Source organism: Tistrella mobilis (genome assembly GCF_039634785.1).
Lineage (GTDB): Bacteria > Pseudomonadota > Alphaproteobacteria > Tistrellales > Tistrellaceae > Tistrella > Tistrella mobilis.
The window spans coordinates 279627-306158 of sequence record NZ_JBBIAB010000002.1; the positions used below are offsets into that span (position 1 = coordinate 279627).

Annotated in this window: 6 protein-coding genes (1 of these 6 cut by a window edge); all 6 read right to left on the reverse strand. The window is 74.2% G+C overall.

Going from position 1 to position 26532, the window contains the following annotated elements:
• Tightly spaced (each overlapping or abutting the next), the 6 genes in view from WI697_RS04110 to WI697_RS04135 form a layout consistent with a single transcriptional unit that may run on beyond the window.
• Entirely contained in the window at nt 1-4350 is a 4350-nt protein-coding gene (locus tag WI697_RS04110; protein ID WP_345957491.1) for a type I polyketide synthase, read from the reverse strand.
• The gene (locus WI697_RS04115) at nt 4347-9041 is read right to left on the reverse strand and encodes a non-ribosomal peptide synthetase (protein ID WP_345957492.1); all 4695 of its coding nucleotides are present in this window, start codon (nt 9039-9041) and stop codon (nt 4347-4349) included. Before WI697_RS04115 ends, WI697_RS04110 begins: the two co-directional genes overlap by 4 nt.
• A complete protein-coding gene (locus WI697_RS04120) occupies nt 9038-12346 on the reverse strand; it encodes a non-ribosomal peptide synthetase (protein WP_345957493.1) in 3309 nt (1102 codons plus the stop codon). Before WI697_RS04120 ends, WI697_RS04115 begins: the two co-directional genes overlap by 4 nt.
• The gene (locus WI697_RS04125) at nt 12343-15333 is read right to left on the reverse strand and encodes a type I polyketide synthase (RefSeq protein ID WP_345957494.1); all 2991 of its coding nucleotides are present in this window, start codon (nt 15331-15333) and stop codon (nt 12343-12345) included. The genes WI697_RS04120 and WI697_RS04125 overlap by 4 nt, the downstream gene beginning before the upstream one ends.
• The gene (locus WI697_RS04130; RefSeq protein WP_345957495.1) at nt 15330-20765 is read right to left on the reverse strand and encodes an AMP-binding protein; all 5436 of its coding nucleotides are present in this window, start codon (nt 20763-20765) and stop codon (nt 15330-15332) included. The genes WI697_RS04125 and WI697_RS04130 overlap by 4 nt, the downstream gene beginning before the upstream one ends.
• Nucleotides 20765-26532: the 3' portion of an amino acid adenylation domain-containing protein gene (locus tag WI697_RS04135; protein ID WP_345957496.1), read on the reverse strand. The gene runs 868 nt beyond the window's last position; only the last 5768 of its 6636 coding nucleotides appear in the window; the start codon falls outside the window, past its right edge; the stop codon is at nt 20765-20767. The genes WI697_RS04130 and WI697_RS04135 overlap by 1 nt, the downstream gene beginning before the upstream one ends.

A 26532-nucleotide genomic window follows, 5' to 3' on the forward strand; every position in this document is an offset into this window, starting at 1 on the left:
TCACTCGGCAAGGCTGGCGAGAAGGTCGTCGAGACCGGACTGGTCGAGCCCGGCCGAGGCGAAATCCGAGGGCGTGAACCGGCCGGCCGCCGGATCCAGGCAATGGGCGACCAGATCGGCCAGCCGGTCGAGGATCTGCCGGCCGAGCGCGTCCAGCGCCACGGCGTCACGGTCGGTGGCGGCCAGCCTGAGATGCAGCCGGCCCCCGGACGACCAGGCGAGCAGTTCCAGGGCATGACCGCGTCTCGCGGCCGGGTCCCGAACCAGCTCGGCCGCGATGGCGGTGACGACCCGGCCCGGTGGGGCGGCATCGACCGGCCCCAGATAGGAGAGGCGCGGGTCGCAATACCGGCCGGCGGGCGAGAGCCGCGGCGGCAGGTCGTCGAGCAGATCCATGAAGCCGAGCCGGGCACGTGCGCTGCGCAGCGCCTCTTTGGCGGCCGGGATGGCACTGTCGGGGGCGGCGGCGACCTCGGCCGGAACCGCCACCGCGACGCTGGTTGCGAACGGGCCGACGGCGCGCGAGAGGTCGATCGCCGCCTCGCGGCCGGCCGAGGCCACCCAGAGCAGATCACCGGCCAGAACCGATGCCGCGGCGGCCCAGACCAGTTCCTCGGTGGTGGTGCGATAGGCCTGTGCCGCGGCGCCGGCCAGGCTGGCGCTGATCTCCGGATCCAGGGACAGATCGGCCACGGCCTGCGGCCCGATCGGTGCCGGTTGCACGGGTATGGGGCGCACGGGTATGGGCACTGGGCCGGTGGTGGCGGCGAGGCTGTCGAGTGCGGCGCGCAGCGCCGTATCCTGCCGGGCGGCCGGCACGGCGGCGGCGGCCCAGGCCGGGAAGCCCGGTCCGGCGGGGGGCAGCCGGGTCGCCGGCTGGTCGAGCAGCCGGTCGAGGTCGGCGGCCAGCAGATCGGCGGAGGCGGCATCGGCGATGGCGGCATCCACCGCCAGCCAGAGCCGGCCGGGCCGGGGCGTCGTCGCGAGCAGCACCGGCCCGGCCGCCGCCCGCGCAGCACCGGCCATGGCCGCAATGTCATCGGCCACGGGGCCGGTCACCAGCTGCGCGCCGGGCGGTGGATCGGCGGTGATCACAGGCGCGCCGTCCCGGCGGGTCAGGCGGAGCATGGGATGATGGCGGGCGAGCCCGGTCATCGCCGTGATCAGGGTGGCATGATCGACGGGCCGGGCGAGGTCCAGCCGGCGGAGATGCAGCGTGCCATCAGTCTCCGTTGCACCGGTTTCTGCCCGCCGGGCCCAGGCGGCAAGCCCCGGGGTTGCGGTGACCGGGCCGTCGACCGGCGTCTCGTCGGCGCTGCCGATCGGCTGCACCACCCGGGCCAGGCCGGCGATGGTGCGGGCCTCGAACACCGATTTGGCGGTGAGCGCCAGCCCCGCCTCGGCGGCGAGGCGGACCATGCGCAGCACCATGATCGAATTGCCGCCCAGTTCGACGAAATCGTCGTCGCGGCCGATCGGCGCGATGTAGAGCAGTTCCGACCAGATGGCGGCCAGCGCGGTTTCGACCGGGCCTTCGGGGGCCGCCCAGGCACTGGCGAGATCGGGGCGCGGCTGGGCCGGGACGGCCGCCGGGGCGGACGCCGGTGCCGGCATCTCCGGCGCCACACCGGTTTCACCCGCCTCCAGCGCCGCGATGGCGGCGTCTTCGGGGCTGGGCAGCCAGTGGCGGATGCGGGCGAAGGGATAGCCCGGCAGAGAGACCGGCCGTGGCCCGGCTGTGTCTTCTGCCGGATCGAGGGCGATGTCGTGACCGGCGACCCAGAGCCGGGCGGCCGCCTCCAGCAGGGCGGTCCGGTCGGCGAGCGGGTCACCGGCGGCGGCCCTGGCCGCGGGCAGCAGGGTGACGACCGGGGCTGCGCCGACCGCGGCCGCGAAGGCGGCGGCGCCCGAGGGGGGGCCTGCCTCGACCAGCAGGGATGCATCGCCCAGTGCCGCGAGGGCCGCGGCGAAGCGCACCGGCCGGCGGATCTGCCCGGCCCACCAGCCGGGGTCGGTGGCGCGCGCGGCATCGAGCGGCCGGCCGTCGACCGACGAGATCAGCTGCCGCACCGGCGCCCGACGCGGCGTTGCCGCGACCGCCGCCGCCATCGCGTCGAGGGCGGGTTCCATGAGTGCGGTGTGGAAGGCGCGGCTGGTGCGCAGCCGGGTGGTGTCGATGCCGGCTGCACGGGCGGCAGTCTCCAGTGCCGCGATCGCCGCCGGGCTGCCGCCCGCGACCACGGCATCGGGGGCGTTGATCACCGCTATGTCCAGGATCGCCTGCGGAGGGAGCCCGCGGCGGGCCGTTTCGATCAGCGCTTGTGCCTGTGCTTCGGGTGCTGCCAGATGCAGCATCGCGCCCTCGGGTGTTGCGGCCATGGCGCGGCCGCGGGCCACCGCCAGCCGGCAGGCATCGGCATCGGTGAAGATGCCGGCAAGGGCCGCCGCCGCCAGCTCGCCGATGCTGTGGCCGGTCACCCGGTCGAAGCCGAGGCCGCGCGCCTCCAGCAGCCGGGCGAGGGTGAGTTCCACCGCGACCAGCAGCGGCTGGGTGTTGCGGGTATCGGCCAGGGTCGGCGCGTCGCCGCCGGCGATCAGGGCGACCAGATCCGGCCCGCCGGCATCGTGCACCGCCCGGGCGAGCGGCCGGAAAATCCGGTCGGCTTCGGGATCCGTCGCCAGCAGGCCGCGCATCAGCCCGGGATACTGGCTGCCCTGACCGGGCAGGATCAGGGCGACCGGCCCGCCGGCTGCTGCCGTACCGGCCATCACCCGGCCGGCGGTGAGGGCATCTGCGGCCGCGGCCCGGTCGCGCGCGACCAGGGCACGGCGATGGCCGAAGGCCCTGCGGCCATGACGGAGTGTCCAGGCCGCATCGGCGAGCGGCAGTTCCGGCCGACCGGCCAGCCAGGCACCGAGGCGGGCCACGGCCGCATCGGCGGCGCGGGCGTCGGTGCCCGAGACCGTCAGCAGCTGGACGGGCGAGGCGGGCGCGCGGGCGGGCGGCGGCGGTGCCTCTTCCAGCACGACATGGGCATTGGTGCCGCCGACACCGAAGCTCGACACCCCGGCATAGCGCGGCGCCCGGCCACGCGGCCAGGGGATCGGCTGCGGCACCAGCCGGAAGGGCCGGCGGTCGAGATCGAGCGCCGGGTTGGGACGGGTGGTGTGGGGGGTGGCCGGGATCAGCCCGCGATCCAGCACCAGCGCGGTCTTGATCAGCCCGGCCAGCCCCGCGACCGTGTCCATATGGCCGAGATTGCCCTTGAGCGCGCCGACCGGCACCAGCCCCGGCGCCAGCGCCTGCGGCTCGGCGGCGGCTGCATGCCAGGCCTGATCGAGGGCGGCGATTTCGATCGGATCGCCCAGCCGGGTGGCGGTGCCATGGGCCTCGATATAGCCGATATCGGCCGGATCGACATCCGCGACCGCCAGGGCCTCGGCGATCACCGCGGCCTGGCCGTCGACGCCGGGGGCTGCGAAGCCGACCCGGGTGGCGCCGTCATTGTTGACCGCGCTGCCGCGGATCACCGCGATGATCCGATCGCCGGCCGCCACGGCATCATCCAGCCGGCGCAGCATCACCGCTGCAACGGCGCTGGCGAAAATCGTACCGTCGCCGGCCGCGTCGAAGGGCCGGCACAGGCCGTCGGGCGAGCGGATGCCGCCTTCGGTATAGAGATAGCCGAGCCGGTTGGGAATCAGTACCGTGCAGGCGCCGACCAGAGCGCGGTCGCAATCGCGGGCCAGCAGGCTCTGGCAGGCGAGATGGGTGGCGACCAGCGACGAGGAACAGGCGGTCTGCACGGTGATCGCCGGGCCGTTCAGGCCGAATTCATAGGCGATGCGGGTGGCGGCGTAATCCTTGTCGTTGGCGATCACCACCTCGACCGGATCGATGCTGCCGTCATGGACCCGCGGCATGACATTGGCGATCAGATAGCCTGAAATGTTGACGCTGGCGAAGACACCGGTGCGCAGGCCGTCGCGGTCGCCGGGGATGAGCGCGGCATCCTCGAACGCCGCCCAGGCCGTTTCCAGCAGCAGGCGCTGCTGCGGGTCCATGAAGGCCGCCTCACGCGGGGGCATCCGGAAGAAGCCGGCGTCGAAGCAATCGGGATCGTCCAGCCCCGACATCACCGGCACATAGCCCGGGCGGTCGTGAATGCGGGCATGGATCGAGCGGGCGAGGATGTCCGCCGGTACCGGTTTCATCGCCGTGCCGCCGGCTTCGAGCAGACGCCACAGCGCATCGATATCGCCGGCCGCAGGGAAGCGGCCGGCCATGCCGATGATCGCGATCGCTTCGGTGGGGCCACCGGTCTCGGTGATGTCGATCCTGTCGGTCATCGGGGGGCTCCGCGGCGGAGGGTGGGGCGCAGCCGGACCGCACGCCGGGCGCGGGCGCGGGCCATGGCCTCGCCGGTCGCGGCATCGGCCCCGGCTTCGCTGCGGTCCAGCCCGGCGGCAAGCGCACGGATGTTCGGGTGCCGGAAAAGGGTGACCAGCGGCAGATCCCGGCCGGTCTCGCGGGCAATGCGCGCCTGAACCTCGGCCAGCAGCAGCGAATTGCCACCCAGGCCGAAGAAGTTGTCGTCGATGCCGACCTCGTCGAGGCCCAGCACCGCGCGCCAGATCGCCGCCAGACGTTTTTCGGTCGTGGACCCCGCCTCGACCAGCCGGCCGGTGGCGGCATGGGCGCGGGCGGTGGGGGGCGGCAGTCGGCGCCGGTCGATCTTGCCGGTGGCCGTGCGGGGCCAGGCATCCAGCAGCACCACCACATCGGGCACCATGGCCGGCGGCAGCGTGCGTGCCAGATGGTCGCGCAGCGCCAGCTTCAGATCGGCGGCATCGGCCAGCCGTTCGGGATGGCTGGCGAGACCGTCGAGGGCGGGCGACGCCTCCGGCCGGATCGCTGCATGAGCGACCGGCGGGAGGTCGTCGTCCCGGCGGCCGTCGCCGGCGGCGCGCCGGAACATGGCGGTGAAGCGGGTGCCGTCCGCCCCCTCGCCATGATCGAGCTGCAGATCCAGCCGCCAGCCATGGCGGGCGGCCAGATCGTGCAGGGTTTCGGGATCGGTGCCGCCATCTGCATCCGGCAGGGCGCCGAGGGCGGCCGCGACCGCCTGCCGCCAGCGGGCGGCATCGGCCGGCAGGCTGGCCGGGTCGCGGGTGGGATCGACCAGATCATGGGCGATCCGGCCGGCGGCAAGCCGGCGATGGGGGATGCCGGTCACGATCAGCCTGTCCGCACCGGCCCCTCGGACCAGGGCGGTTTCAAGCGCATCAAGCCCCGCCCAGGCAATGGCACCGCCCTCCGGCGCCACAGTCGCGGCGGCATTCAGATGGATGACAGCATCGTAGCGATGGGCAGTGAGTTCGTTGTCGGCCCGGCCCCGGCGGGGCAGGGTCGCCACCGCCGAGGCCGGCCAGTGGCGGCCGGCCAGAACCGGCACCGCCCGCGGGTGCAGCACCAGTTCGGGCTCGGCGGCGATCCGGGCGGTGACCCGGTCGCGCAGGGCGGGACCATCAAGCCGGTCCTCCGCCCGGTGGCGCAGGACATCGGCATGGAAGGCCGGCAGCCCCGCCAGATTGCGCAGATCGCCGAGCAGGATCCGGGCATCGGGGGCGAGCACGGGGGCGAGGGCGGCCAGAACCCGGTCGAGATGGGCGATCGAGGGCAGGTACTGCACGACCGAGTTCAGCACCACCACGTCGAAGCCGTCCGGCGGCACGGCATCCGCCGGCAGGGGATCGGCGGCCTCTGCCTCGATCAGGCGCAGATGGGTGAGGTCGGGCCGGCTGCCGGCCAGGCCGCGCAGCAGATCCAGCGCCGGGCGGCTGACATCGGTGCCGACATAGCAGGGCACGTCCGGCGCCAGCCGTGCGGCCAGGAAGCCCTGGCCGACGCCGATCTCCAGCACCCGCGCGGGGTTGAGCGCGCGGATGCGGGCGACCGTCGCCGCCACCCATTCTTCCATGTCGGCCGCCGGGATCGGCCGGCCGTCATAGCTGCTCTCCCAGATCCGGTAATCGTCGAGCACCGCCGTGCCGGCATCGCGTACCGCGCCATAGAGGTCGTCATAGACCTGGCGCCAGCGGTCGACCGCGCGGCCGGTGGTATCGGGATCGCCACCCTTGTCCGCCGGCACGACATAGGCGACCAGCCGCCGGTCGGGTGCGGCGGGCGTCGCGAGGTCGGGTGCGGCGGGGCCGGCATCGGCCTCGCGCCGCACCTCCACCGCGGCAACCAGCGCGTCGCGGACCCGCGGATGATCGGCCAGCCGGGCTTCGATCTCGCCCGGTTCGATCCGCACGCCGCGGATCTTGATCTGCAGGTCGCGCCGGCCGCGATGGACCAGCTGGCCGTCGGGGCGCCGGCTGACCAGATCGCCGGTGGCGAGTTCCATGCCCCCGGGACCGCTCCGGAACACGCCGGCCGTGCGGGCGGCGTCGCCGTGATAGCCGAGCGCCAGCACCCGGCCCGAGAGGTGCAGTTCGCCCACCATGCCCGGCGGGACCGGCTGACCTTCAGGATCGAGGATCCGGGCGATGCAGCCGGGCAGCGGCAGGCCGATGGGGATGTCGGTCTCGTCGGAGGCCGGGTCGATCCGGGCCACGGTCGCATCGGCGGTGACTTCGCTCGACCCGTAAAGGTTGAGTATAATTGTGCCGTCAGCAAGTTTTGGATGCAGGCGTCGGAGCAGGGGCCGGTCGAGCGGCTCGCCGCTGACATGCAGCACCCGGAGCGGCCAGGGGGGTGCTCCATGGCCGGCCCCCCCATGGCCGGCGACGTCGTCGGCATCGATCATGGCCGCCAGCACCGAGGGGGTGATCACCAGCCGGGTGACCCCGTGCCGGCGGATCAGCGCGCACAGCGCTGCCGGATCCCGGGCCTCGTCCGGCGCCGGAACCAGGGCGGGAAAGCCGCCGAGCAGCGGGTGCAGCACCTCGGCCAGGCTGTCGACGAAGGCGGGTGACGTCTTGAGACAGGCGAGATCGCCAGGGGTGGCGGGCAGTTCCGTGATCGCCCAGATCAGGCGGTTGAGCAGGGCGCCGCGTGCCAGTGCCACCGCCTTGGGCCGGCCGGTGGAGCCGGAGGTGTGGATCAGCACGGCCGGTGCATCCGGATGGGGGGCGGCCGGCGTGCCACCCCGAACCGGCGGCAGGTCCGCCGGATCGAGATGGATGAGGCCCGGTAGTTCCGCCGCGATCGCAGCCGGCGCCACCACGGCGCGGATGCCGGTTTCGGCCGCGATGTCGCGCACCGAGAGCGGCGGGCGGCGCGGGTCGAGCGGCGCCCCCACCACCCCGGCGCGGAGGCAGCCGAGCAGGGCGCCCAGATAGTCGCGGCCGGGATCGCGCATCAGAGCCACGACCTCGCCCGCAGTGATCCCCGCCCGGCCGAGGGCCGCTTCCCAGCGCGCGGCATCCTCGCGCAGCATGGCGGCGCTGACCGTACCATCGGCGCCGGTCAGCGCCGGGGCATCGCCGCGGGCGGCAAGGGCGGCATCGAGCCGGGCGAAGAGATCGTCTTCGGCGGTCTCGCCCGCCAGCGCCGGGCCGCCATCGAGGGTGGCGGCCGCCCCGGCTTCGGCCGGATCGGCGAGGGGCAGGCGCGCGAGCGGGGCCGCCGGATCGGCAAGCCCCGCCTCCAGCAGCCGGGTCACCGCCGCGCCGATCCGCTGCACCGTGGTTTCGCGGAACAGATCGGTCGAATAGATCACATGGCACCAGATCCCGTCAGCCTCGGGCCAGGCCAGGATTTCGAGGTCCATATGGGTCGCGGCCGCCGGCACCGGCAGCGGGGTGAGCCGGAGCGGGCCGTCATCCGCCCGGTCGAGCGGTGCATTCTGGAAGGTGAAGGCGACCTGATAGAGGGGGTTGCGGTCCAGGTCGCGTTCGGGGGCCAGGGCCTCGACCAGCTTCTGGAACGGCACCGCCTGATGGTCGAGGGCCTGAAGCACCTCGTCGCGCATTGCGGCGACCTGGCCGGCAAAATCGCCTGCGGCGGCGAGATCGGCACGGATCATCAGGTTGTTGACGAAGAAGCCGATCAGGTCTTCGGCCTCGGGCCGTGTGCGGCCGGCGACCGAGGCGCCGATCACGAAGCGGTCCAGCCCCTCGATCCGACCGAGGGCCGCGGTGACGGCGGCCAGCAGCACCATGTTCAGACTGGCGCCGCAGGCGCGGCCGAAACGGTCGGCCGCGGCGGCGAGAGCGGCGGGGATACGGAAGCCGGTGGCCGCCCCGGCGAAGCTCTGTTCGGCCGGGCGCGGCCGGTCGCCACGGGGCGAGAGCGGCGGCAGATCGGCCAGCCGGTCGCGCCACCAGCCGGTTTCGGCATCTAGCCGGTCGTCCGGCAGGGCCTGGGCGGCGGCCACGGCCGCATAGCGGGCGACCGGCGTGAAGGCGGGGGCGGTGCCGCGGCTGCGGGCATCGAGAGCCGTGGCGAGATCGCGGTTGAAGATGCCGATCGACCAGCCGTCGAAGGCGATGTGATGGAAGCCGTAGACCAGGACGTGATCATCCGGGCCGCGGCGCAGCAGCCGGGCGCGCATCACCGGACCGTTCGCGAGATCGAAGGGGGTGGCGGCCTCGGCTGCGATCGCGGCCCCGATGCGGGCCTCGGCCTCTGTACCCGCCGCCGTCAGATCCTCTACCGGCAGCCGGAAGGCGGCGGGCGGCAGGATGCGCTGGCAGCCCGAAGCGCGCGGGAAGCCGGAATCGCGCGGGAATATGGTGCGCAGCGGCTCGTGGCGGGCGATGACGTCGCCGATCGCGGCTTCGAGCGCGGCCGGATCGAGCGGCCCCCGGATGCCGAGCGCGAAAGGCAGGTTGTAGGAGGCGCTGTCGGGCGCCAGCCGGTCCATGAACCACAACCGCTCCTGCGCTGCCGAAAGCGGTGGCGAAACCGGGTCGACCTCGGGCAGACCGGCGGCGGGGCCACCGCCGCCGGCCAGCCGGGCCAGCTCTTCCACCGGCAGGGCGGCGAGCCGCTGCTTCAGCATGTGCAGGGGCGCAGGGGAGAGCATGGTCATGATGCGGGTCCTTCGGCGACGCGGCGGGCAAGTTCGGTCAACACGGCATCGGCGATGCCGGCGATGGTGGGGTCGGCGAAAACCGCCGCCAGCGAGGGCTTCACCCCGATCTGCGCCTCCAGCCGGAGCGCCACCCGGGTGGCGGCCAGGCTGTCGGCGCCGAGGGTGAAGAGATTGGCCCCGGCATCGGCGACCGGGGTGCCGAGCGTCTGGGTCCAAAGGCCGGCGATCAGGGTTTCGAGCGGGGTTTCGGGTGCCCGGCCGGCCGTGGCGGCGGCTGTGGTGAGCGGTCCTGTGGTCAGTGCCTGGCGGTCGAGCTTGCCGTTGGCGGTGAGCGGCCAGTGATCCACCACCTCCCACAGCCGCGGGGTCAGCGGCCGGGGCAGGCGGCCGCGCAGGAAGGCATCGAGATCCGTCGGCACCGGGGCGCCGGCGCCGGGCGCGGGCAGGATCCAGGCGACCAGCACCTCGGCCGGGTCGTCGGGCCGCAGCCGGCGGGCGGCGACCGCAGCCTCGGCCACCGCAGGATGGGCGGTGATCGCCGCCTCGATCTCGGCCGGGTCGGCGCGGGTGCCGCCGATGTTCAGCTGGAAATCCACCCGGCCCAGGAATTCGATCCGGCCATCGGGCAGCCAGCGGCCGCGATCGCCGGTGCGGTAGAGCCGCATGCCCGTGACGGGGTGGGTGATGAAGCGCTCCGCCGTGCGGCCGGGATCGCCCAGATAGCCGTCGGCCAGGCAGACGCCGCCGCAATACATCTCCCCCGGCACCAGATCCGGGCGCTCGGCCAGGCGGTCGTCGAGGATATGGTAGCTGCAATTGGCGATCGGCCGGCCATAGGGCAGGCTGGGACCGGTGACCGGGCCGTCGGGCACGTCGTCCATGATGTTCCAGACCGTGGTCTCGGTCGGCCCGCCGATGGTCGTAACGGTGGCCCCCGGCGCCAGCGCCTTCAGCCGCGCGGGCAACCCGACCGGCACCCAGTCGCCGCCGAGCACGAAACGGCGGAGCGGCAGGGTCCCGCTTCCGGCCTCTGCATCATCTGCCAGCGCCTCGGCCAGGCGCGGCACGCTGTTCCAGATCGTGGCGCCCCCCTCGCGGATCCGCGCCTGCCAGCAGGCCGGATCGAGCGCGCCGTCCTCGTCGAGGCAGACGATGCCGCCACCGGCCGAGAGCGGCCCGAACAGGTCGTAGACCGAGAGGTCGTGATGGAGCGCGGTCACCGCCAGCGCCCGGTCATCCGGCCCGATACCGAAGCGGTCATTGGTCACCGCCACCATGTTGGCCAGCGCCCGATGCCCGACGACCACCCCCTTGGGCGTGCCGGTGGAGCCCGATGTGTAGATCACATAGGCCGCCGCATCCGGGCCGGGCATGTCGGCCGCGTCGAGTGGTGCTGCGCCGGGGCCGATGTCTTCGAGCGCGATCAGCGGCAGGCCACCGGCCGCTTCGCGCGTGGCCACCGCACCGGCATCGGCCAGCACGATCCGCGGCCGGGCATCGGCCAGGATGGTTGAAAGGCGTGCGGCCGGGCTGCCGCGATCGAGCGGCAGATACGCCGCACCTGCTGCCTGGATGCCCAGCACCGCCGCGACCTGATCCGGCCCGCGGGCGACCGACAGCGCCACCCGGTCACCGGCCACGACACCCGCGGCGACAAGCGCATCGGCGATCGCCCGGGCGCGGGCCGAGAGCGCGCCGGCGGTGACCGGCGCGCCGCTGCCGAAAATCACCGGCCGGTCGGGGGCGGCCGCAAGGGCATCGGCGATCATCGCCGGGGCGGAGCGGTCGGGGACCGGCGCGGTGACGCCGTTGGCGGCGGCGCGCCGAGCCGCCTGGGTGGCCGGCAGGCGCACCGGTTCCGCCTCGGTCCAGGCGGCTTCGCCATCCGCCAGACGGTGGACCAGATCGGCGAAGGCCTGGAACATCCCGGCGATCATGCCCTCGGGAAACAGGGCTTCGACCGCATCCCAGTTGAACATCAGCCCGCCGTCCAGCTCGAAATACTGGGCGTCGAGCCAGACCTGCGGGGTGCTGGTCAGGCTCTGCTCAAGCCGGCCGAAGACCCGGAAGGCCTCTTCCAGCGCATCGGCTTCGGTCGTGACCCGGTCGGGCATGGTGGTGAAGACGATCGGCATGGCGCCGGCCGCCATCTCGCCGCGCAGCCGTCCAAGCTCACGCAGCTGGCGGACCCCGGAGACTGCCTGATGCTCCAGATCCGACCAGAGCCGCTGCTGCACCGCCTGGGCGCGGGAGAGGAGGTCATGGCCGCGATCGAGATCGATTTCGAGCAGGCTGAACGACGCGAATTCGCCGACCATGCGCGGGATGTCGGCATGCCAGTCCGGCCGGTTGAAGCGCGGCACGTTCAGGGTGAACTGCCGGCTGCCGGACCAGCGGGCCAGCACCTCGGCATAGGCGGTGGCCATGACCGCGGGCAGGCCCAGGCCGTGATCGCGGGCCAGGCGTTTCAGCCGGGCGGTGGCCAGCACGTCCAGCCGGTCGACATGGCGGCGGAAGCGTTGTGGGGCCGGCTGTGCGTCCGGCGCGCCGGTCTTCCGGGCCAGCGGCAGGGAGGGCGGGGGCGGCAGCGTCGCCAGGCGGTCGCGCCACCAGGCAAGCGCGCGGGCGAAGGCCGGGGTCTGTTCCGACAGAGCCAGGGCCGCCACATAGTCGCGGAAGCAGAGATCCAGCGGCTGAAGCCTGGCATCCGGGTCGCGATAGAGCGTTGCAAGCTCGCCGACCACCACCTGAAAGCTGCGGCCGTCGAAACACCACATGTCGAAGCGCAGGAACAGGCGGCCGACGCCCGGACAGGCCGGGTCGGTGCGCACGAAGCGCAGTTCCGACTGCGGCCAGCGGTCGAGGGGCCGGACCTCGGCATGCAACCGCTGGCGGAGCTCATCGAGTTCGGCCTCGCGCGCGGCCGGCGCCAGGGCCGAGAGGTCCCCGATGATCACCGGCTGATGCGGGGCCGGATCGATCACCCGCTGGCGGCCTTCGGCATCGACCACCGCGCGCAGCATGTCGTGGCGGCGGATCAGCGCATTCCAGGCCCGTTCCAGCCGGTCCGGATCCAGGCGGTCGGTGGTGAATTCGACCAGCATCTGCATGGCGCCGCCGCCATCCAGACCATCCTGACGGCCGGCCCAATAGGCATACTGCATGTCGGTCAGCGGGAAGGGCTGAAAGCGGCCGGCGGCATCATGGGTGATCCTGGGCGCCTGCCGGCGGCGCAGGGCGATCCGGCGGGCGATCGTGGCGCGGGCGGCGGTGCCGGCTGGTGGGGTCAGGGTCTCGGTCATGCGATCGCTCCGATCATCTCGTCTCCGGCGAGGGCCGCCAGCCGGTCGGCCAGGGCACGGGGCGTGCGGCCTTCGGCGATGGCGCCAAGCGGCGGGCGCAGCCCCGCTGCCTCTTCGATGGCAGTCAGGATCTGAAGGGCGGCCAGCGACGTGCCGCCCAGGCGGAAGAAGTCGTCATCGGCGCCGACCGCCGGCAGGCCCAGCCGCTCGGCCCAGATCTCGCAGACCACGGCGAGCAGCGGGTCCTCGTCTTCGGCCTGGGACGGGGCGACGGCAGGCGCCGGCGCGATGGGACGCACCGGCAGGGCTTCGGCCGCAGCTGCGGCGGTGCGGGCGGGCAGCGGCACCTCGTGGATGTCGCGCGCAAAGGGGTAGGCGGGCAGGCCGCCCGCTCTCGGGGCCGGCGCCGCGTGGTCAGCCTCGTGGCCGGCCTGGAAGGCAGCCGCCTCGATCCGGGCGAGCAGGGCCTGCGTCTCCACGCCGTCGGCCGCGTCGTCGTCGAAGACGGTGATCCAGGCGGCATCCCGGATGCAGGCACGGCCGGCCTGGGCCAGAACCGGGCGTGGCGAGAGTTCGAAGAAGGTGGTGACACCCGCGGTCTCGGCCGCCGCCACCGCCTCGGCGAAGCGCACCGGCCGGGTCAGCTGGTCCGTCCAGTGCTCCGCGCGTGCCGCGGCCCCCTCGACCAGGCCGCCGGTCACGGTCGAAACGAGCATTGCCCGGTCGGGCGTCCGCAGACCAATGCGCGCGAGTGCCGCAGCAAGGCGGGGCACGCAGCCGGCCATCAGGGGTGTGTGGGCCGGGCGCGGCACCGCCACGATCCGGTGGGGCACGCCGTCGGCGGCCATCCGCGCCGCCAGCCCGCGCACCGCATCGGGCCGTCCCGCCACCACCGATTGTCCGTCGCCATTGAGCGCGGCGGGCCAGAGGGCATCGGGACCGATCTCCGCCATCAGCGGCGCCAGGGCATCCGCCGACAGCGCCACCGCCAGCATCAGGCCGTCGGGGGCATCGTCGCGGAAGGCGCGGGCGCGGGCATCCAGCAGCCGGACCGCATCGCCGGTATCGAAGGCGCCCGCAAGCGCGGCGGCGGTGATCTCGCCCACCGAATGGCCCAGCACCAGATCGGGGCTGAGCCCGCGTGTGCCGAGGACCCGGGCGAGGGCGAGGCCGAAGGCGAAGCCGGCGACGTGGCTGCGGTCGACTTCGACCGGGTCCGGGGGCGCGCTGCCGGGATCGGTCAGCCAGGCCGAGACCGGTGGCCGGCCCAGCTCGGCGAGCGCCGCATCGCAATCATCCAGCACCGCCCGTGCGGCGGCGTGATCACGGGCGAGCGCGCCCAGGATCCGACCGGTCGGCACGCCCTGACCGGGGAAGACCAGGGCCAGGCGCGGCCGGTGCGGCGCCTGGCGGCCGTGGATCTGCGGGCTCTGGCGGGCGAGGTCTGCCGCCAGCGCTGCGGCATCGGTGCCGGTGGCGGCAAGCCGCCAGGGCAGGCGGGCGCGGCCGGCGCGCGCCGTGGCGGCGGCGATGGCCGCATCGGGGGCATCCGGGGCCTGAAGGCGGTCGATCCAGACCCGGCGCAGCCGGTCGAGCGCTGCCGGGTCGGCGGCCGACAGCGGCAGACAGACATGGCCCGGCATCGTGTCCGGCAACGGAGCGGCGGGGGCTTCTTCCACGATCAGATGGACATTGGTGCCACCGAAGCCGAAAGCGCTGACCCCGGCGCGGGCCGGTCGGCCACGCGCCGCGATCGGCCGGGGCCGGTCTGCGATCCGGAACGGGGTCTCGTCCAGCTTCAGCAGCGGGTTGGGCTGCGTAAAGCCGGGGACGGGCGGCACCAGCCGGGCCTGGAGGCCGAGCACGGTGCGGATCAGTCCGGCCATGCCGGCGGCGGTTTCCAGATGGCCGATCGCGGCCTTGGCCGCCGTCAGCGCGATCGGCGCCGCCGCAGCTCCGTGGACGCGGGCAAGGGCTGCGACCTCGATCGGATCGCCCAGCCGCGTGCCGGTGCCATGGGCTTCGATGAAGTCGAGATCGCCGGGGATGATGCCGGCCAGCGCCGCCGCCTCGGCCAGAACGTCGGCCTGGCCATCGATCGACGGTGCCGAATAGCCGGCCTTGCGGCCGCCGTCATTGTTGATCGCAAAGCCGCGGATCACCGCACGGATCGGGTCACCATCGGCCCGGGCATCCTCCAGCCGGCGAAGCAGCACGGCGCCGACGCCGTCGCCGCTGACCGTGCCGTCGGCTGCGGCATCAAAGGGCCGGCAGCGCCCCGAGGGCGAATGAATGCTGTCACCTTCGGCCCGATAGCCGCGCCCCTGGGGGAAGGCGATCGAACCTGCGACCGCAAGCGCCCGGTCGGCGCTGTAGTCGCAAAGCGCCTGGCAGGCAGTGGCGACCACCGCAAGCCCGCTGGAACAGGCGGTGAGCACGTTCAGCGCCGGCCCGGTCAGCCCCAGCCGGTGGGCGATCCAGGTTGCCGGATAATCCTGGCCATTGCCGATCAGATCGGCGATCAGCCCGGCCGGGTCGTCGTCGTCATAGCGCGCGGCCAGATGGGCCAGCCACCAGGTGGAAAGATTGGCCGCGGCATAGACCGCGCAGCGGGTGCCGGCGCGGCGCGGATCGGTTGCGGCATCCTCGAAGGCATGCCAGGCGGTCTCGGCCATGTTGCGCAGCTGCGGGTCCAGCCGCGCCGCCTCTCGCGGCGGCAGGTTGAAGAAACCGGCATCGAAGGCGAGCGGCTGGTCGATCGGCGCTTCGACCGCGACGAAACCGGGCCGGGCGAGATCTTCCGGGCGGCGGCCGGCGGCGGCCAGACGTTCGGGCGGGATCGGCCGGATGCCCGTGCCGCCCTCGCGGATCATGCGGGCGAAGCCGGCGATGTCACCGGCGCCGGGGAAGCGGCCGGCCATGCCGATGATCGCGATCGCCGGCCCTTCGCCGGTGTCGGTGCTGATCTCGTCGATGCGCTCGTTCACGGCTGTCTCTCCACGGCTGTACCGGTCGGAACCGGTTCGGCTTCAGCCTCGGTCCCGCCGGCCCCGGCGCTGCGTCTGCGGTTGCGGGCTGCCGCGGCACGGCGCCGGCCGGCGGTGTCGGCTGCCTGGTCGGTGGCAGGGGCGGTGCCGGCGGTCCCGGCGCCGGCGATCAGGGCGGCCAGCGCCCGCTGGGTCGGGTGACCGAAGATTTCGACCACGTCGAAACCGACGCCCAGATCCCGCACCAGCCGGTCGTGGAACTGGGCGGCGAGGATCGAGCTGCCGCCGGCCTCGAAGAAGCTGCGATCGGGGTCGTCCGGCGCGTCGGGGCCGAGCACGGCCCGCCAGTGGCCGGCGATCGCACGTTCGATCGCGGCGAGCCGGGCGCTGCCGCTGCCGAAGCTGCGGCCGGTGCCGCCATCCAGGCGCCGTGCCGGCAGGCCCAGGCTCCGGGCGCGGTCGAGTGCAGCGGTGACGGCCGTCTCGGGGCCGTCGAGGCCGATCACTTCCAGGGGGGCCGGGCGGGTGGCGGCGCGGGCTGCGACCTCGGGCGCCGCCGGGTCCAGCCCGACCAGAAGATGCGGCAGGTCGCGGGTCAATGCGGCCAGGATCACCGCCGCGCCACGGCGGCCGTCGATCTCGGCAAAGCCGCGTTCGGCGAGCCAGGCCCCCAGCGGATCCGCCAGCCCGTCCGGGTCGCGCCAGCGGCTGAAACCCAGCGACACCCGGCGCAGCCCCGGCCGGTCGTCGGCCATGGCGGCCGCCCGGGCCATGGCCGAGGCGATGCCATAACCGGCATAATCCCGGCTGGCGAAGCGGCCGAGGACGGAATCCGCCTGGACCAGCACCCCGCCGCCGCGGGCGAGCATCGCCGCCGCCAGCGCCTCTCCCGCCGCCAGGCGCCGGGTGGCCGGGGCGAGCAGGGCCGCGGCCGTGGTGTCGGCGAGGGGGGTGGCCGTCACTTCGCCCGCCAGATGCAGGACGCCGAAGGGCCGCGTGCCGGTGGCGGCCTGAAGCCGGTCGAGCGCTGCATCGAGTGCCACCGGGTCGCAGACGTCGGCCGCGGCATAGGCGATGCGGTCACCGCCGTCCAGCCGGGCGAGGGCGGCCGCTGCGGCATCGGCCGGGCGCCGGCCCAGAATGGCGAAGCGCCAGTTCGTCCAGGCGAGCAGATGCGGCAGCACCGCCCGCCCGACCCGGCCGAGCCCGCCCGCCACCACCAGCAGGGGCGGGGTGCCGCAGGCCCCGATCCGGGGGCCGGTCATCGCCGGAGCTGCGCGGGCCGGATCTGCCGGCACCAGCCGCTCCACCGGGCCGCTGCCCAGGATCCGTGCCGCCAGATCGGCGGGGCCGTGGCCGCGTGCATCGATGACGCGGGCGGCGATCCCCTCGCATTCGACCGCTACGGTCTCGGCCAATGCCGCAAGTGCCGCCTGCGCCACCGCATCGCCGGTGCCCAGCAGCACCAGCCGGGCGGGGTGCAGGCGACCTGCCGCCAGCCGGGCCACCAGGGCGACGAGCGGTGCGAGGCCCACCTCTGCATCTGCATCGCCCGTCTGTGCATCCTGGCGGGCGACCAGTGTCCAGGGCACGGCCCCGTCGTCGGGAGGGCCGGCCATGACGTCGGCCCCGGCCGCGCGCAGGGCGTCGGCCAGAGGGGCATCCTGGTCGAGAAGCACGATCCGGCCCGCTGCCGGGCCGGCGGGGGCATCGGCCGGCCGCGGCGCCACCGTTTCGCGGAAGAACCAGGCCGGCAGGCTGCGCGGCCCGGCGCCGGACAGATCCATGCGCCGGATCAGCGGATCGAACTCGCCCGCCTCGAAGCGCCGCCTGAGGATGGTGCGCTGCAGCTTGCCGAGCCCCGTTTTGGGGATCCGGGCCGCGGCCAGCGGCAGGACATGATCCGGGGCGGCGCCATAGCGGGCGGCGAGTTCGGCGCGGATGGCGCCTGCCACCTGCAGAACCTGCGGCCAGGGCATGTCGGCCGGGTCGGGGGCAAAGAACACCGCCACCACCTCGCGACCGCTCCGCCGGTCGCGGCTGGCGGTGAGTGCGGTATGGGCGGCCAGCACGCCGGGCAGGCCGTTCAGCCGGTCCTCGATCTCCACCTGCGACAGGTTCTGGCCGTTCAGGATCATGATCTCCTTCTCGCGGCCGCAGATCACGATGCGCCCCCGATCGATCACCGCCAGATCGCCCGTCGCCATCCAGCCATCGGCGTCGTGCACGATCTCGGGCGCGCCGAGGGTGACATAGCCTCCGAACACCGAGGGGCCGCGCATTTCGAACCGGCCGATGCGGCCTTCGGGCAGCGGCCGGCCGGCGGCATCCACCACCCGCGCCTGGGTGCCCGGCACCGGCCCGCCATTGTCGAGCACGCCGGCGCGCACGGCATGGGCACCGCGGCCGTCCCAGGCGGCCGAGAGCGTGGTGAGCGAGGTGGTCTCGGACATGCCCCACGAGGTGTGGAAGGCGGTGGTGGCGCCGTGGCGGGCGAAGGCGCGGCTGGCGCGGGCGAAGGTCTGGTCCAGCCCGCATTCGCCGGCCGAGAACACGGCGGTGAGCGCGGACAGATCCAGGCTGCCGGCAGGCGCCGCCTCGGCCGCGGTGGCGAGCAGGCCCCAGGCGAAATCGGGGGCCCAGCTGCGCGCGACCCGCCAGTGCGCCAGGCGGGCGAGCAGGGCGGCCGGATCGGCGAGGAAGACATCCACCGGCACCAAAGCGAGATCGGCCCCGGCCCTGAGTGCCGAGCCGCAGAAGCCGAACAGCGAGGCGACATGGTCGAGGGCGGTGAAGTTGAGACAGACCTCGCCCGCCCGGAAGCCGAAAGCCGGCCCGAAGCCATGGGGGGTCGCCCAGAGATTGCCGGCGGTGAGCGGCACGCCCTTGGGCACGCCGGTAGACCCCGAGGTGAAGGCCATCAGCGCCACGTCGTCCCGCCCCCAGCGCCGGCCGGGACCGTCCAGCGGCGGGCCGTCGGCCAGGGCGTCGATGTCGAGGGCCGGGCAGCCGGCCGCCGTGGTGAAGCCGGCCAGGTCCCGCCCCTCGACCAGGCCGGCGGCGGCACCGGTCAGCCGGGCGACATGGGCGAGGCGCAATGTGGCCGGATCATCCCCGGCGAAGCGCCGCGGCGGCAGGATCGGGGCTGCGATCAATCCCGCCAGCATGGCGGCGGTAAGCGCGGCCAGCATGTCGTCCGGGCGTCTTGGCGCCAGCATCACCGTCTGCCCGGGTTCGAAACCGGCGGCCCGCAGGCCCTGCGCGATCCGCCGGGCGCGGTCCATCAGGGCGGCTGCGGGGATGCGGCGCTCGGCGACGGGGTCGTCGCCGATCAGGATCATCCGGGCCGGATCGGCCGCGATCCCCGCCAGCAGATCGGCCGGCGACCAGCCCTCTGGCGGATAGACCGCGTCGAGCGGCCCGCCCGACAGGATGGCAGGCGGTGCATCGTCACCCTCCGGGCCGGCGACGTCGTCGAGCCCGATCGGCGCCCAGTCGGGGGAGAGATGCACGCCGGCCGCGTCGTCGTCGCGGATCAGATCGGCCAGATGCAGCCTTGCGGGCTGTGCCGCAGGGGCCGGCACCGGCCGTGCGGTGACGCCCTGCCCGGCCAGCCGCTCTGCCGCAGCCGGTGTCACGGCCGGCAGCAGCGCCAGGGCATCGCGATCCACCCGGCCGTCGCGGCGGCGGGGGATGGCGGTGACGGTGGCGACGGCGCCCGGCCAGTCGCCGGCGAGCATGCGGGCGATGCGGGCCGCGGGCAGGCGGCGGCGCGGCACCACGAAGGCGACCGGGCCGTCGCTGCGCGGATCGATCGCGGCATCGGCGACCCCGGCATGATCGCGAAGCGCCGCCTCGATCCGCCGGCACCGGAGGGTTTCGGGCGCAGCCGCCGGCAGCGGCCCGGCTGCCGGGGCGGCGGGATCGGCGATCCAGGCGCGGATCCGGGCGGCGAGGGCGTCGGCCAGACCGGTCATGCGGGTTTCGCGATAGAGGGCGGCGTCGTAATCCAGGTCCAGCTCCAGCCCCGGCCCGCCGTCATCGGGGCTGCGGAACTGAAGCGAGATGTCGTGGCGGGCCAGCGGCAGCGGCCGCTGGTCGACCCGGATATCGGTACCGGCCAGGGCGAGCCGTGCCGGCGCGTTCTGGAGCGCGAAGAAGATCTGGGCGAGCGGCGGCACCCCCGGCAGGCGTGGCGGTTCCAGGATGTCGACCAGATCGTCGAAGGCGATGTCCGCCCGGCTGAGTGCCGCCGCGGTCGCCGCCCGCACCGCGGCGATCAGGGCGGTAGCCGGGGCGGCGGGATCGATGGCATGGCCCAGAAGCACGGTGTTGGCGAAGCAGCCGACCATCGCCTCGGTTCCGGCCGGGCGATTGGCGGCCGGTGTCGCGAGCGCCAGCAGGGTCTCGCCGGTCAGGCCGGCGATGGTCGCCCGGAAGGCGGCTTCCAGCGCCATGAACCGCGTGGCGCCGGCCCCGGCGGCCAGCCGGTCGAGCCCGGCGACCAGATCCGCGTCCAGCCGGCGGGTCAGGCGGGCCGGCGCGCGCGGCCCGCCGCGGGGCAGGTCGGGGATGAGCGGCTGCAGCAAGGGCAGGCCGGCGCAGGCGGCTGCCCGTGCCTCTGCCCGCACCCGCGCCTGCACCCCGAGCGGCGTTGCCGCCAGACGGGCCGCTTCGGCCAGGAAGGAGGGGGCGGGGCCGGAGGGAGCGGAGTCGGAGGGAGCGGTTTCCGGCAGATCGGCATTGCAGGCGAAGCCCCGGGCCAGATCGGCCAGCATCACCCCGATCGACCAGCCATCGGCTGCCAGATGATGCACGACCAGGATCAGCCGGTGGTCGCGATCGCCATCGGTGACCAGATGCAGACGCAGCGGCGGCTCGGCTGCCAGATCGAAGCGCCGGCCGGCGAGGGCGATGGCGCGGCCGCGGGCGATGGCCGCGACTTCGGCGGTGGTCTCGACGGTCAGAACCGGGCCGGTGGCGGGTTCGGCGCGCATCATCGCCACACCATCGGTGCCGGTCGCGATCCGCAGGCGCAGCGCATCATGGCGGGCGACCAGCCGGTCGGCGGCCCGGCCGAGGCGGACCGGGTCGAGCGGACCGGTGATGGCGAACACCGCTGCCGGATGCAGGGTGCCGGGATCGGCATCGCCGCGCATCTGAAGCGACCAGAGCCCGCGCTGGAAGGCGGTGAGCGGCACGGCCTCGCCGGGCCGGGGGACAGGCTGCGCGTGTTCGGCTGCAAGCAGGTCATAAATCGGCATGCGCAGCCGGAGCAGCGCGGCGCGCAGCGCTGCATCGGTGACGGGGCCGGCGGAGGCGATCTTCAGCCGGCCTCCCGCTGCGGGGGTGAGGTCGATGCCCAGGCTGCGGCAGCGGTCGAGCAGGGCCGCCGCTTCGGCCATGTCGCGGGTGTCGTGCGGATGCGCCATCAGATCAGCTCCTCGACCACGGGGGTGCGGGCATCGAGTGCGGCCGCCTGGGCGGCCAGGGTTGGATGGGCGAAGACGAAGCCGGCATCGGGCGCGCCCGAGAGCACCGCCAGCCGGGCGGCGGCCAGCGAATGGCCGCCCAGGCCGAAGAAGTCCGAGAACCGGCCGATCGGGGCCGATGCGGTCGTCGCCGGCAGGACAGCGCGCCAGAGCCCGGCGAGACGGATTTCGGTCGGGGTCTCGGGCGGTGCCGGCGGGGCTGCGGCCGGGTCCGGAGCGGCGGCCATCAGGGCCGCCAATGCCGGGCGGTCGAGCTTGCCCGCCGGACCCCGCGGCAGGGCATCGACCACGGCAATCCGGGCCGGAATCGCCGCCGGGGTCAGCCGGCCGGCGAGATCGGCGCGGATCGCTGCCGGATCGACCGGCCCGCCGGTGACGGCGGCGGCCAGAACGCCGTCGGTCACGATCACCGCGACCTCGCGGCCGGGCAGCAGCGCGCGCAGGGCAGATGCGGTTTCGGCCGGATCGACCCGCTGGCCGCGGATCTTGACCACGCCGTCGGCGCGACCCAGCATAACCAGCCGGCCCTCGGCATCGATCAGCCCGCGATCCCCGGTGAGGCAGAGGCGGGTGCCGTCTTCGGTGACAGGGAAGCGGGCGGCGGTGGCGCGGGCGTCGGCGTCGTAGCCGATGGCGAGCACGCCGCCGGTGATCGCGACCCGGCCGGCCATGCCCCGGGGCAGGACGCGGCCGGCGGCATCCAGGATGCGGATCCCGGCCCCGGCGAGCGGCTGGCCGGCAGGGACGGGATCTGCGGTCGCCCCGGTGGCATCGAACCAGGCGGCATCGGCCGTGACCTCGGCAGCGCCGTAGATGTTGATCAGCCGCGCCCCCGGCGCCGCGATCCGGCGCCAGCGATCGATCAGCGCCGCAGGCAGGGCCTCGCCGCTGCTGGTCCAGAGCCGGACGGTGCCGAGATCCGCCGGATCGGCGCTGTCGCAGAGCACATCGAGCAGGGAGGGCACCACCAGCAGACGGGTGGCGCCGGTGGCCTTGATCCGTGCCGCCAGACGGCGGGGATCGCGGCCGTCTTCCGGCGGGCAGAAGGCGAGCGGCGTGCCTGCCATCAGGGGCGAGAGCAGTTCGGCGACGGCGTCGACGAAATCGACCGAACTGCGGGCCAGCACGCGGTCATCGGCGGCATGGGGGAAGGTGGCCTCGCCCCAGGCGAGCCGGCGGGCGATCGCGCCATGGGAGAGCACCACCCCCCGGGGTGTACCGGTAGAGCCGGAGGTGTGGATGATGACCGCCGGGGCCCCGGCGTCGATGTGCCGGGGGGCCGGTGCCGGCGCGTCCGAGGCGAGGGTGGCCGGATCCTCCGCCACCAGTTTCGGACGCAGCCGGTCCAGGATTGCCGCCCGCCGCGCCGGCGGCTGGTCGGGACCGATCGGCACCACCACCGCACCCAGACGCCAGAGGCCGAGCCAGAGGGCGAGCATGCCGGCCGAGGGGGCAAGCGGCACCACCACCCGGTCGCCGATGCCGATCCCGGCTGCCGCCAGGCCGCCGGCGAGGCGGCCTGCATGGGCGTCGAGCGTCGCCGCATCGAGCACCGGCCGGCCGTCGGTATCGATCAGGGCGGTGCCGGGATGGCGCGTACAGCGCCCGACCCAGAGGCTGAACAGATCGGTGGTGCCGGGGCCGGCAGGGTCGGCTGCCGGATGCATTGCGGGCTGCCCGGGATCGAGAGCCGAGACCGGCCGGGTGGGATCGGCCACCGCTGCCGCCAGCACGGCGGCCAGATGGTCGAGCAGCAGCCGTGCGGTTGCCTCGTCCACCACGGCCGGGGCATGGGTCACCCCCAGCCGCCAGCTGCCATCGGGGGCGGCACGAACGGCGATGTCGAGATCGAGATGGGCGCGCGCGACCAGCGGCCGGGCGATACCCAGCGTCAGCCCGCCGGCCCGGCGCAGGGTTTCGGCCAGGCCTTCCTGAGCCAGCGAGATGTCGAACAGCGGGTGGCGGCGCGGATCGCGGCCGGCACCGGTTTCGGCCACCACCCGTTCGAACGGCGCAAGGCCGTGGCTCCAGGCATCTGCGAGCGCGCGGCCGGTGCGGTCGACCAGCGCGGTGAAGGCGGGATCGTCGCCGGTGTCGATCGCCAGCACCAGATTGTTGACCATCAGCCCCGAGGCACCGTCGAGTTCAGGCCGGTCGCGCAGGCCCAGATGGGTGCCGATCACCACGCGATCCGCCAGCGGTGCCGCATCCGCCGTCCAGCGGGCGAGCAGGGCGACGAGCCCCGCGGTCACCGCGGCATAGGGCGTGGCATGCACCCGGCGGGCGATGGCGCCCAGCCCCTCGACCACCGCGGCATCGAGCGGCCGGTCGAGATGATGCCCGGCGAGCCCGCGGCGCGGCGGGCGCGGACGGCCGGTTTCGATCACGGCGGCGGCGGGCACCGCCTCGCCGCGGCCGAGGCGGTCGGCCCACCACCGGACATCCCGGTCCTGGGCCGATCTGACGGCGGGCAGGGCTTCCCAGGCGGCATAATCGAGCGGCTGGATGGCAGGTGCTGCGACCGGCCGGCCGTCGAGTGCCGCAGCCAGGCGATCGAAGGTGGCTTCCACCCCCATGCCGTCGATGGCGGCGTGGTGGACCGAGAAGACCAGCAGCCCGGTTCCGGCGCCGGTCAGGATCAGCCGCAGGCGGGCGGGGCGGTCACGGCCAAGGGCGAAGCCGGTGGCGGCATCCTGCCGGGCAAGCGCCTCTGCCGCGGCACTGGGATCGGCCGCACCCGAGACGTCGTCGACCAGCAGTGCCGTCACGGGGGCCGGGTCGACATGCTGTTCGGGGCGGCCCCGATCATCGCCGACGATGCGGGTGCGCAGGGCCTCGTCGGCGGCGAGCACCGCGCACCAGGCCTGGTCGATGGCGTCGGGGTCGATCCGCCTTGCACCCGGCTCTGCCGTGACCGGCAGCGCGAAGGCCAGGACATAGGCGGTGGTGTCACCGGTCGCCAGTTCCTCCAGCCAGAGCCGGGCCTGGGCGGTGGTCGCAGGGCCGCGATCGGGGCGCGGCGCCGCCAGGGCGGTGACCTGCGGCAGGGCGAGGTCTTCGCCCGTGGCATCGCGGCCGGCGGCGATCAGCCGGGCGAGGGCCCGGGGCGATCCGGCGCGGAACACGCTCATCACGCTGGCGCCGGCCACCTTGCCTGCCACCAGCCGGCCATAGAGACGGATCGCCGTCAGACTGTCGCCGCCGGCATCGAACAGGCTCCGCTCCGGATCGGCGGGCGGTGCCCCGAGGATCTCGGTCCAGGCGGCATCGACCGCGCGCTCGGCCGCGGTGGCCGGCCAGCCGCCGGTGTCGGCGGGGCCGGACGCGGCATCGCTTTCCAGAACCAGTGCGGCGAGGGCGGCGCGATCGACCTTGCCATTGGCGGTGAGCGGCAGCCGGTCCACCACCCGGATCGGCGCCGGGATCACCTGCCGGGGCAGCCGGCCGGCCAGCCAGGCGGCCAGGATCTGCGGGTCGGGGATCTGCGGGTCGGGGGTCTGCGGGTGGGGGGGCGCGCCGGTTCCGCCATGGGCGGCAGTGACGACAGCTGCCAGCCGCCCGATCCGCCGCCCGTCGCCGGTGGCCAGCGGCAGGGCAATGGCGCGCCCGACGCTGTCATGGGCGGTGAGCTGGGCTTCGATCTCGCCCAGTTCGATGCGGATGCCGTTGAGCTTGATCTGGCCATCGGCGCGGCCGGCGAATTCGATCCGCCCATCGGGCCGCCAGCGGCCGAGATCGCCGGTGCGCATCATCCGCTCGCCGGTCACCGGATGGGGCACGAAGACCCGGGCGGTGCGTTCGGGGTCGTTCAGATAGCCGGGCGACAGGCCGGCGCCGGTGGCACACAGCTCGCCGGTGACATGGTCGGGACAGTCGCGGCCGGCGGCATCCAGAATGTGATAGCCGGAATTCCGCGCCGGCCGGCCATAGGGAATGCTGGTCCAGGCGGGATCGGCCTGCCCGACCGGCTGGAACAGGTTCCAGATCGTGGTCTCGGTGGGGCCGCCGCTGCCATACAGCCGGCAGCGCGGCGCCAGGCGTGCCAGCCGGACGGGGGTGTCGAGGGGGATCCAGTCGCCCGAGAGCACGGCGATGCGCAGATCGGGGAAGGGCGCCGCCAGCCCCAGCGCCCCGGCATGATCGGCCAGCATGGTGACCATCGCCGGGACGCTGTTCCAGAAAGTGATCCGATGGCCGGCGGCAAGGTCGATCCAGTGGCCGGGGTCGCGGGCCCGGTCCGGGTCGGGGAAGACCACCGCCACGCCGATCGCCGGCATCAGCAGGGCTTCGACCAGGCCCAGATCGTGATGCAGCGGCGCAAGCGCGATTGCGGTGTCGTCGGGGCCGAGGGCGAACCGGTCGCGGATATCGGTCGCGAGGTTGAACAGCCCGTCGCGCGGGACCATCACCCCCTTGGGCGTGCCGGTGGAACCCGAGGTATAGACCAGGGCTGCCAGCGGTCGCGCCGGATCGGGCGCCGCCAGGCCGTGGCCTGCGGCGACCAGCGCCGGATCGATCGGGCCATGGGCGTCGATGATCATCCGGGATGGCATGCGTTGCCCGGCGCCGTCGGGTTCGGCCGTCCCGCCGTCGACCAGCACCAGCCGGGCGCCGCTGTCGGTCAGGATATGCGCGCGGCGCGCGGCCGGCAGGTCGGGGTCGACCGCGACCATCACCGCCCCCAGACGCTGGATCGCCTGGGCGGCGACCAGCCGGGCCGCCCCCTTGCGCATCATCACCGCCACCACGTCGCCGCCAGACAGGCCGGCCTTGGCCATCCGGGCGGCGGTCCCGGCGATCCTGGCTGCAAGCATCGTCCAGGACAGACTGCCCTTGCCGTCGGTCACCGCGATCGCGTCACCGAGCCGGGCAGCATGGCCGGCGATGGCGGCGTGCAGCTCGGTGCGGTCGACAGGGGCGGTGGTGGCATTGGCGGCGGCGCGCCGGGCAAGCTGGTCTGCGGGCAGCGGGATCGGGCAGGGATCGGCCCAGGCATCGTCTCCGGCGGCCAGGCCGCGGATCAGCCCCTCCCAGCCGGCGAACATGTCGTCGACCAGACCGTCGGGAAACAGTGCGTCATGGGCATCCCAATGGCCGAGCAGGGTGCCGTCCAGCTCGTGATACTGGGTGTCGATCCAGACCTGGGGCGTCTGGCTGAGGGAATGGACCACGTCGCCGATCCGCGAGATCGAGGCCATCCACGACCGGGTCCTCGGATCGTCGGGATCGCCGGCGGCGCCGCGGGTGTCCGGCTCGTCGGTGAAGACGAAGGGGATGGTGCCGGCCGGGGCGTCGGGCGACAGCCGCCGCCATTCGCGCAGCACCCGCACGCCCGAGACCCGGGCATGGGCGAGATCGGTCCACAGCCGCTCCTGAAGCCGGCGGGCGCGGGCGGTGAAGGCGTCGTCCGCCGGATCACCGGTCGGGCGGTTGTCGACTTCGAGCAGGGTGAAGGTCGCGAATTCGCCGATGATGTCGGGCACGTCCGGGTGCAGGTCGCGCCGGTTCCAGCGCGGCACGTTGAGCATGAAATGCCGCGACCCGCTCCAGCGGTCGAAGACCTCGGCATAGGCGGCGAGCAGGGTGGAGGCGAGGGTGAGGCCGCGCGCCGCCGCCCGCCGCTTCAGCCCGGCGAGAAGATCGGCATCGATCCGCAGGCTCAACCGGCGGAAACGCGGCCGGCCTTCCGGCAGACGCGCCGCCCGTG

Excerpts from the sequence above, each read along its gene's own strand:
- WI697_RS04115 (WP_345957492.1), bottom strand. The coding sequence starts at position 9,041 with ATGACCATGCTCTCCCCTGCGCCCCTGCACATGCTGAAGCAGCGGCTC.
- WI697_RS04130 (WP_345957495.1), bottom strand. The coding sequence starts at position 20,765 with ATGGCGCATCCGCACGACACCCGCGACATGGCCGAAGCGGCGGCCCTG.
- WI697_RS04120 (WP_345957493.1), bottom strand. The coding sequence starts at position 12,346 with ATGACCGAGACCCTGACCCCACCAGCCGGCACCGCCGCCCGCGCCACG.
- WI697_RS04110 (WP_345957491.1), bottom strand. The coding sequence starts at position 4,350 with ATGACCGACAGGATCGACATCACCGAGACCGGTGGCCCCACCGAAGCG.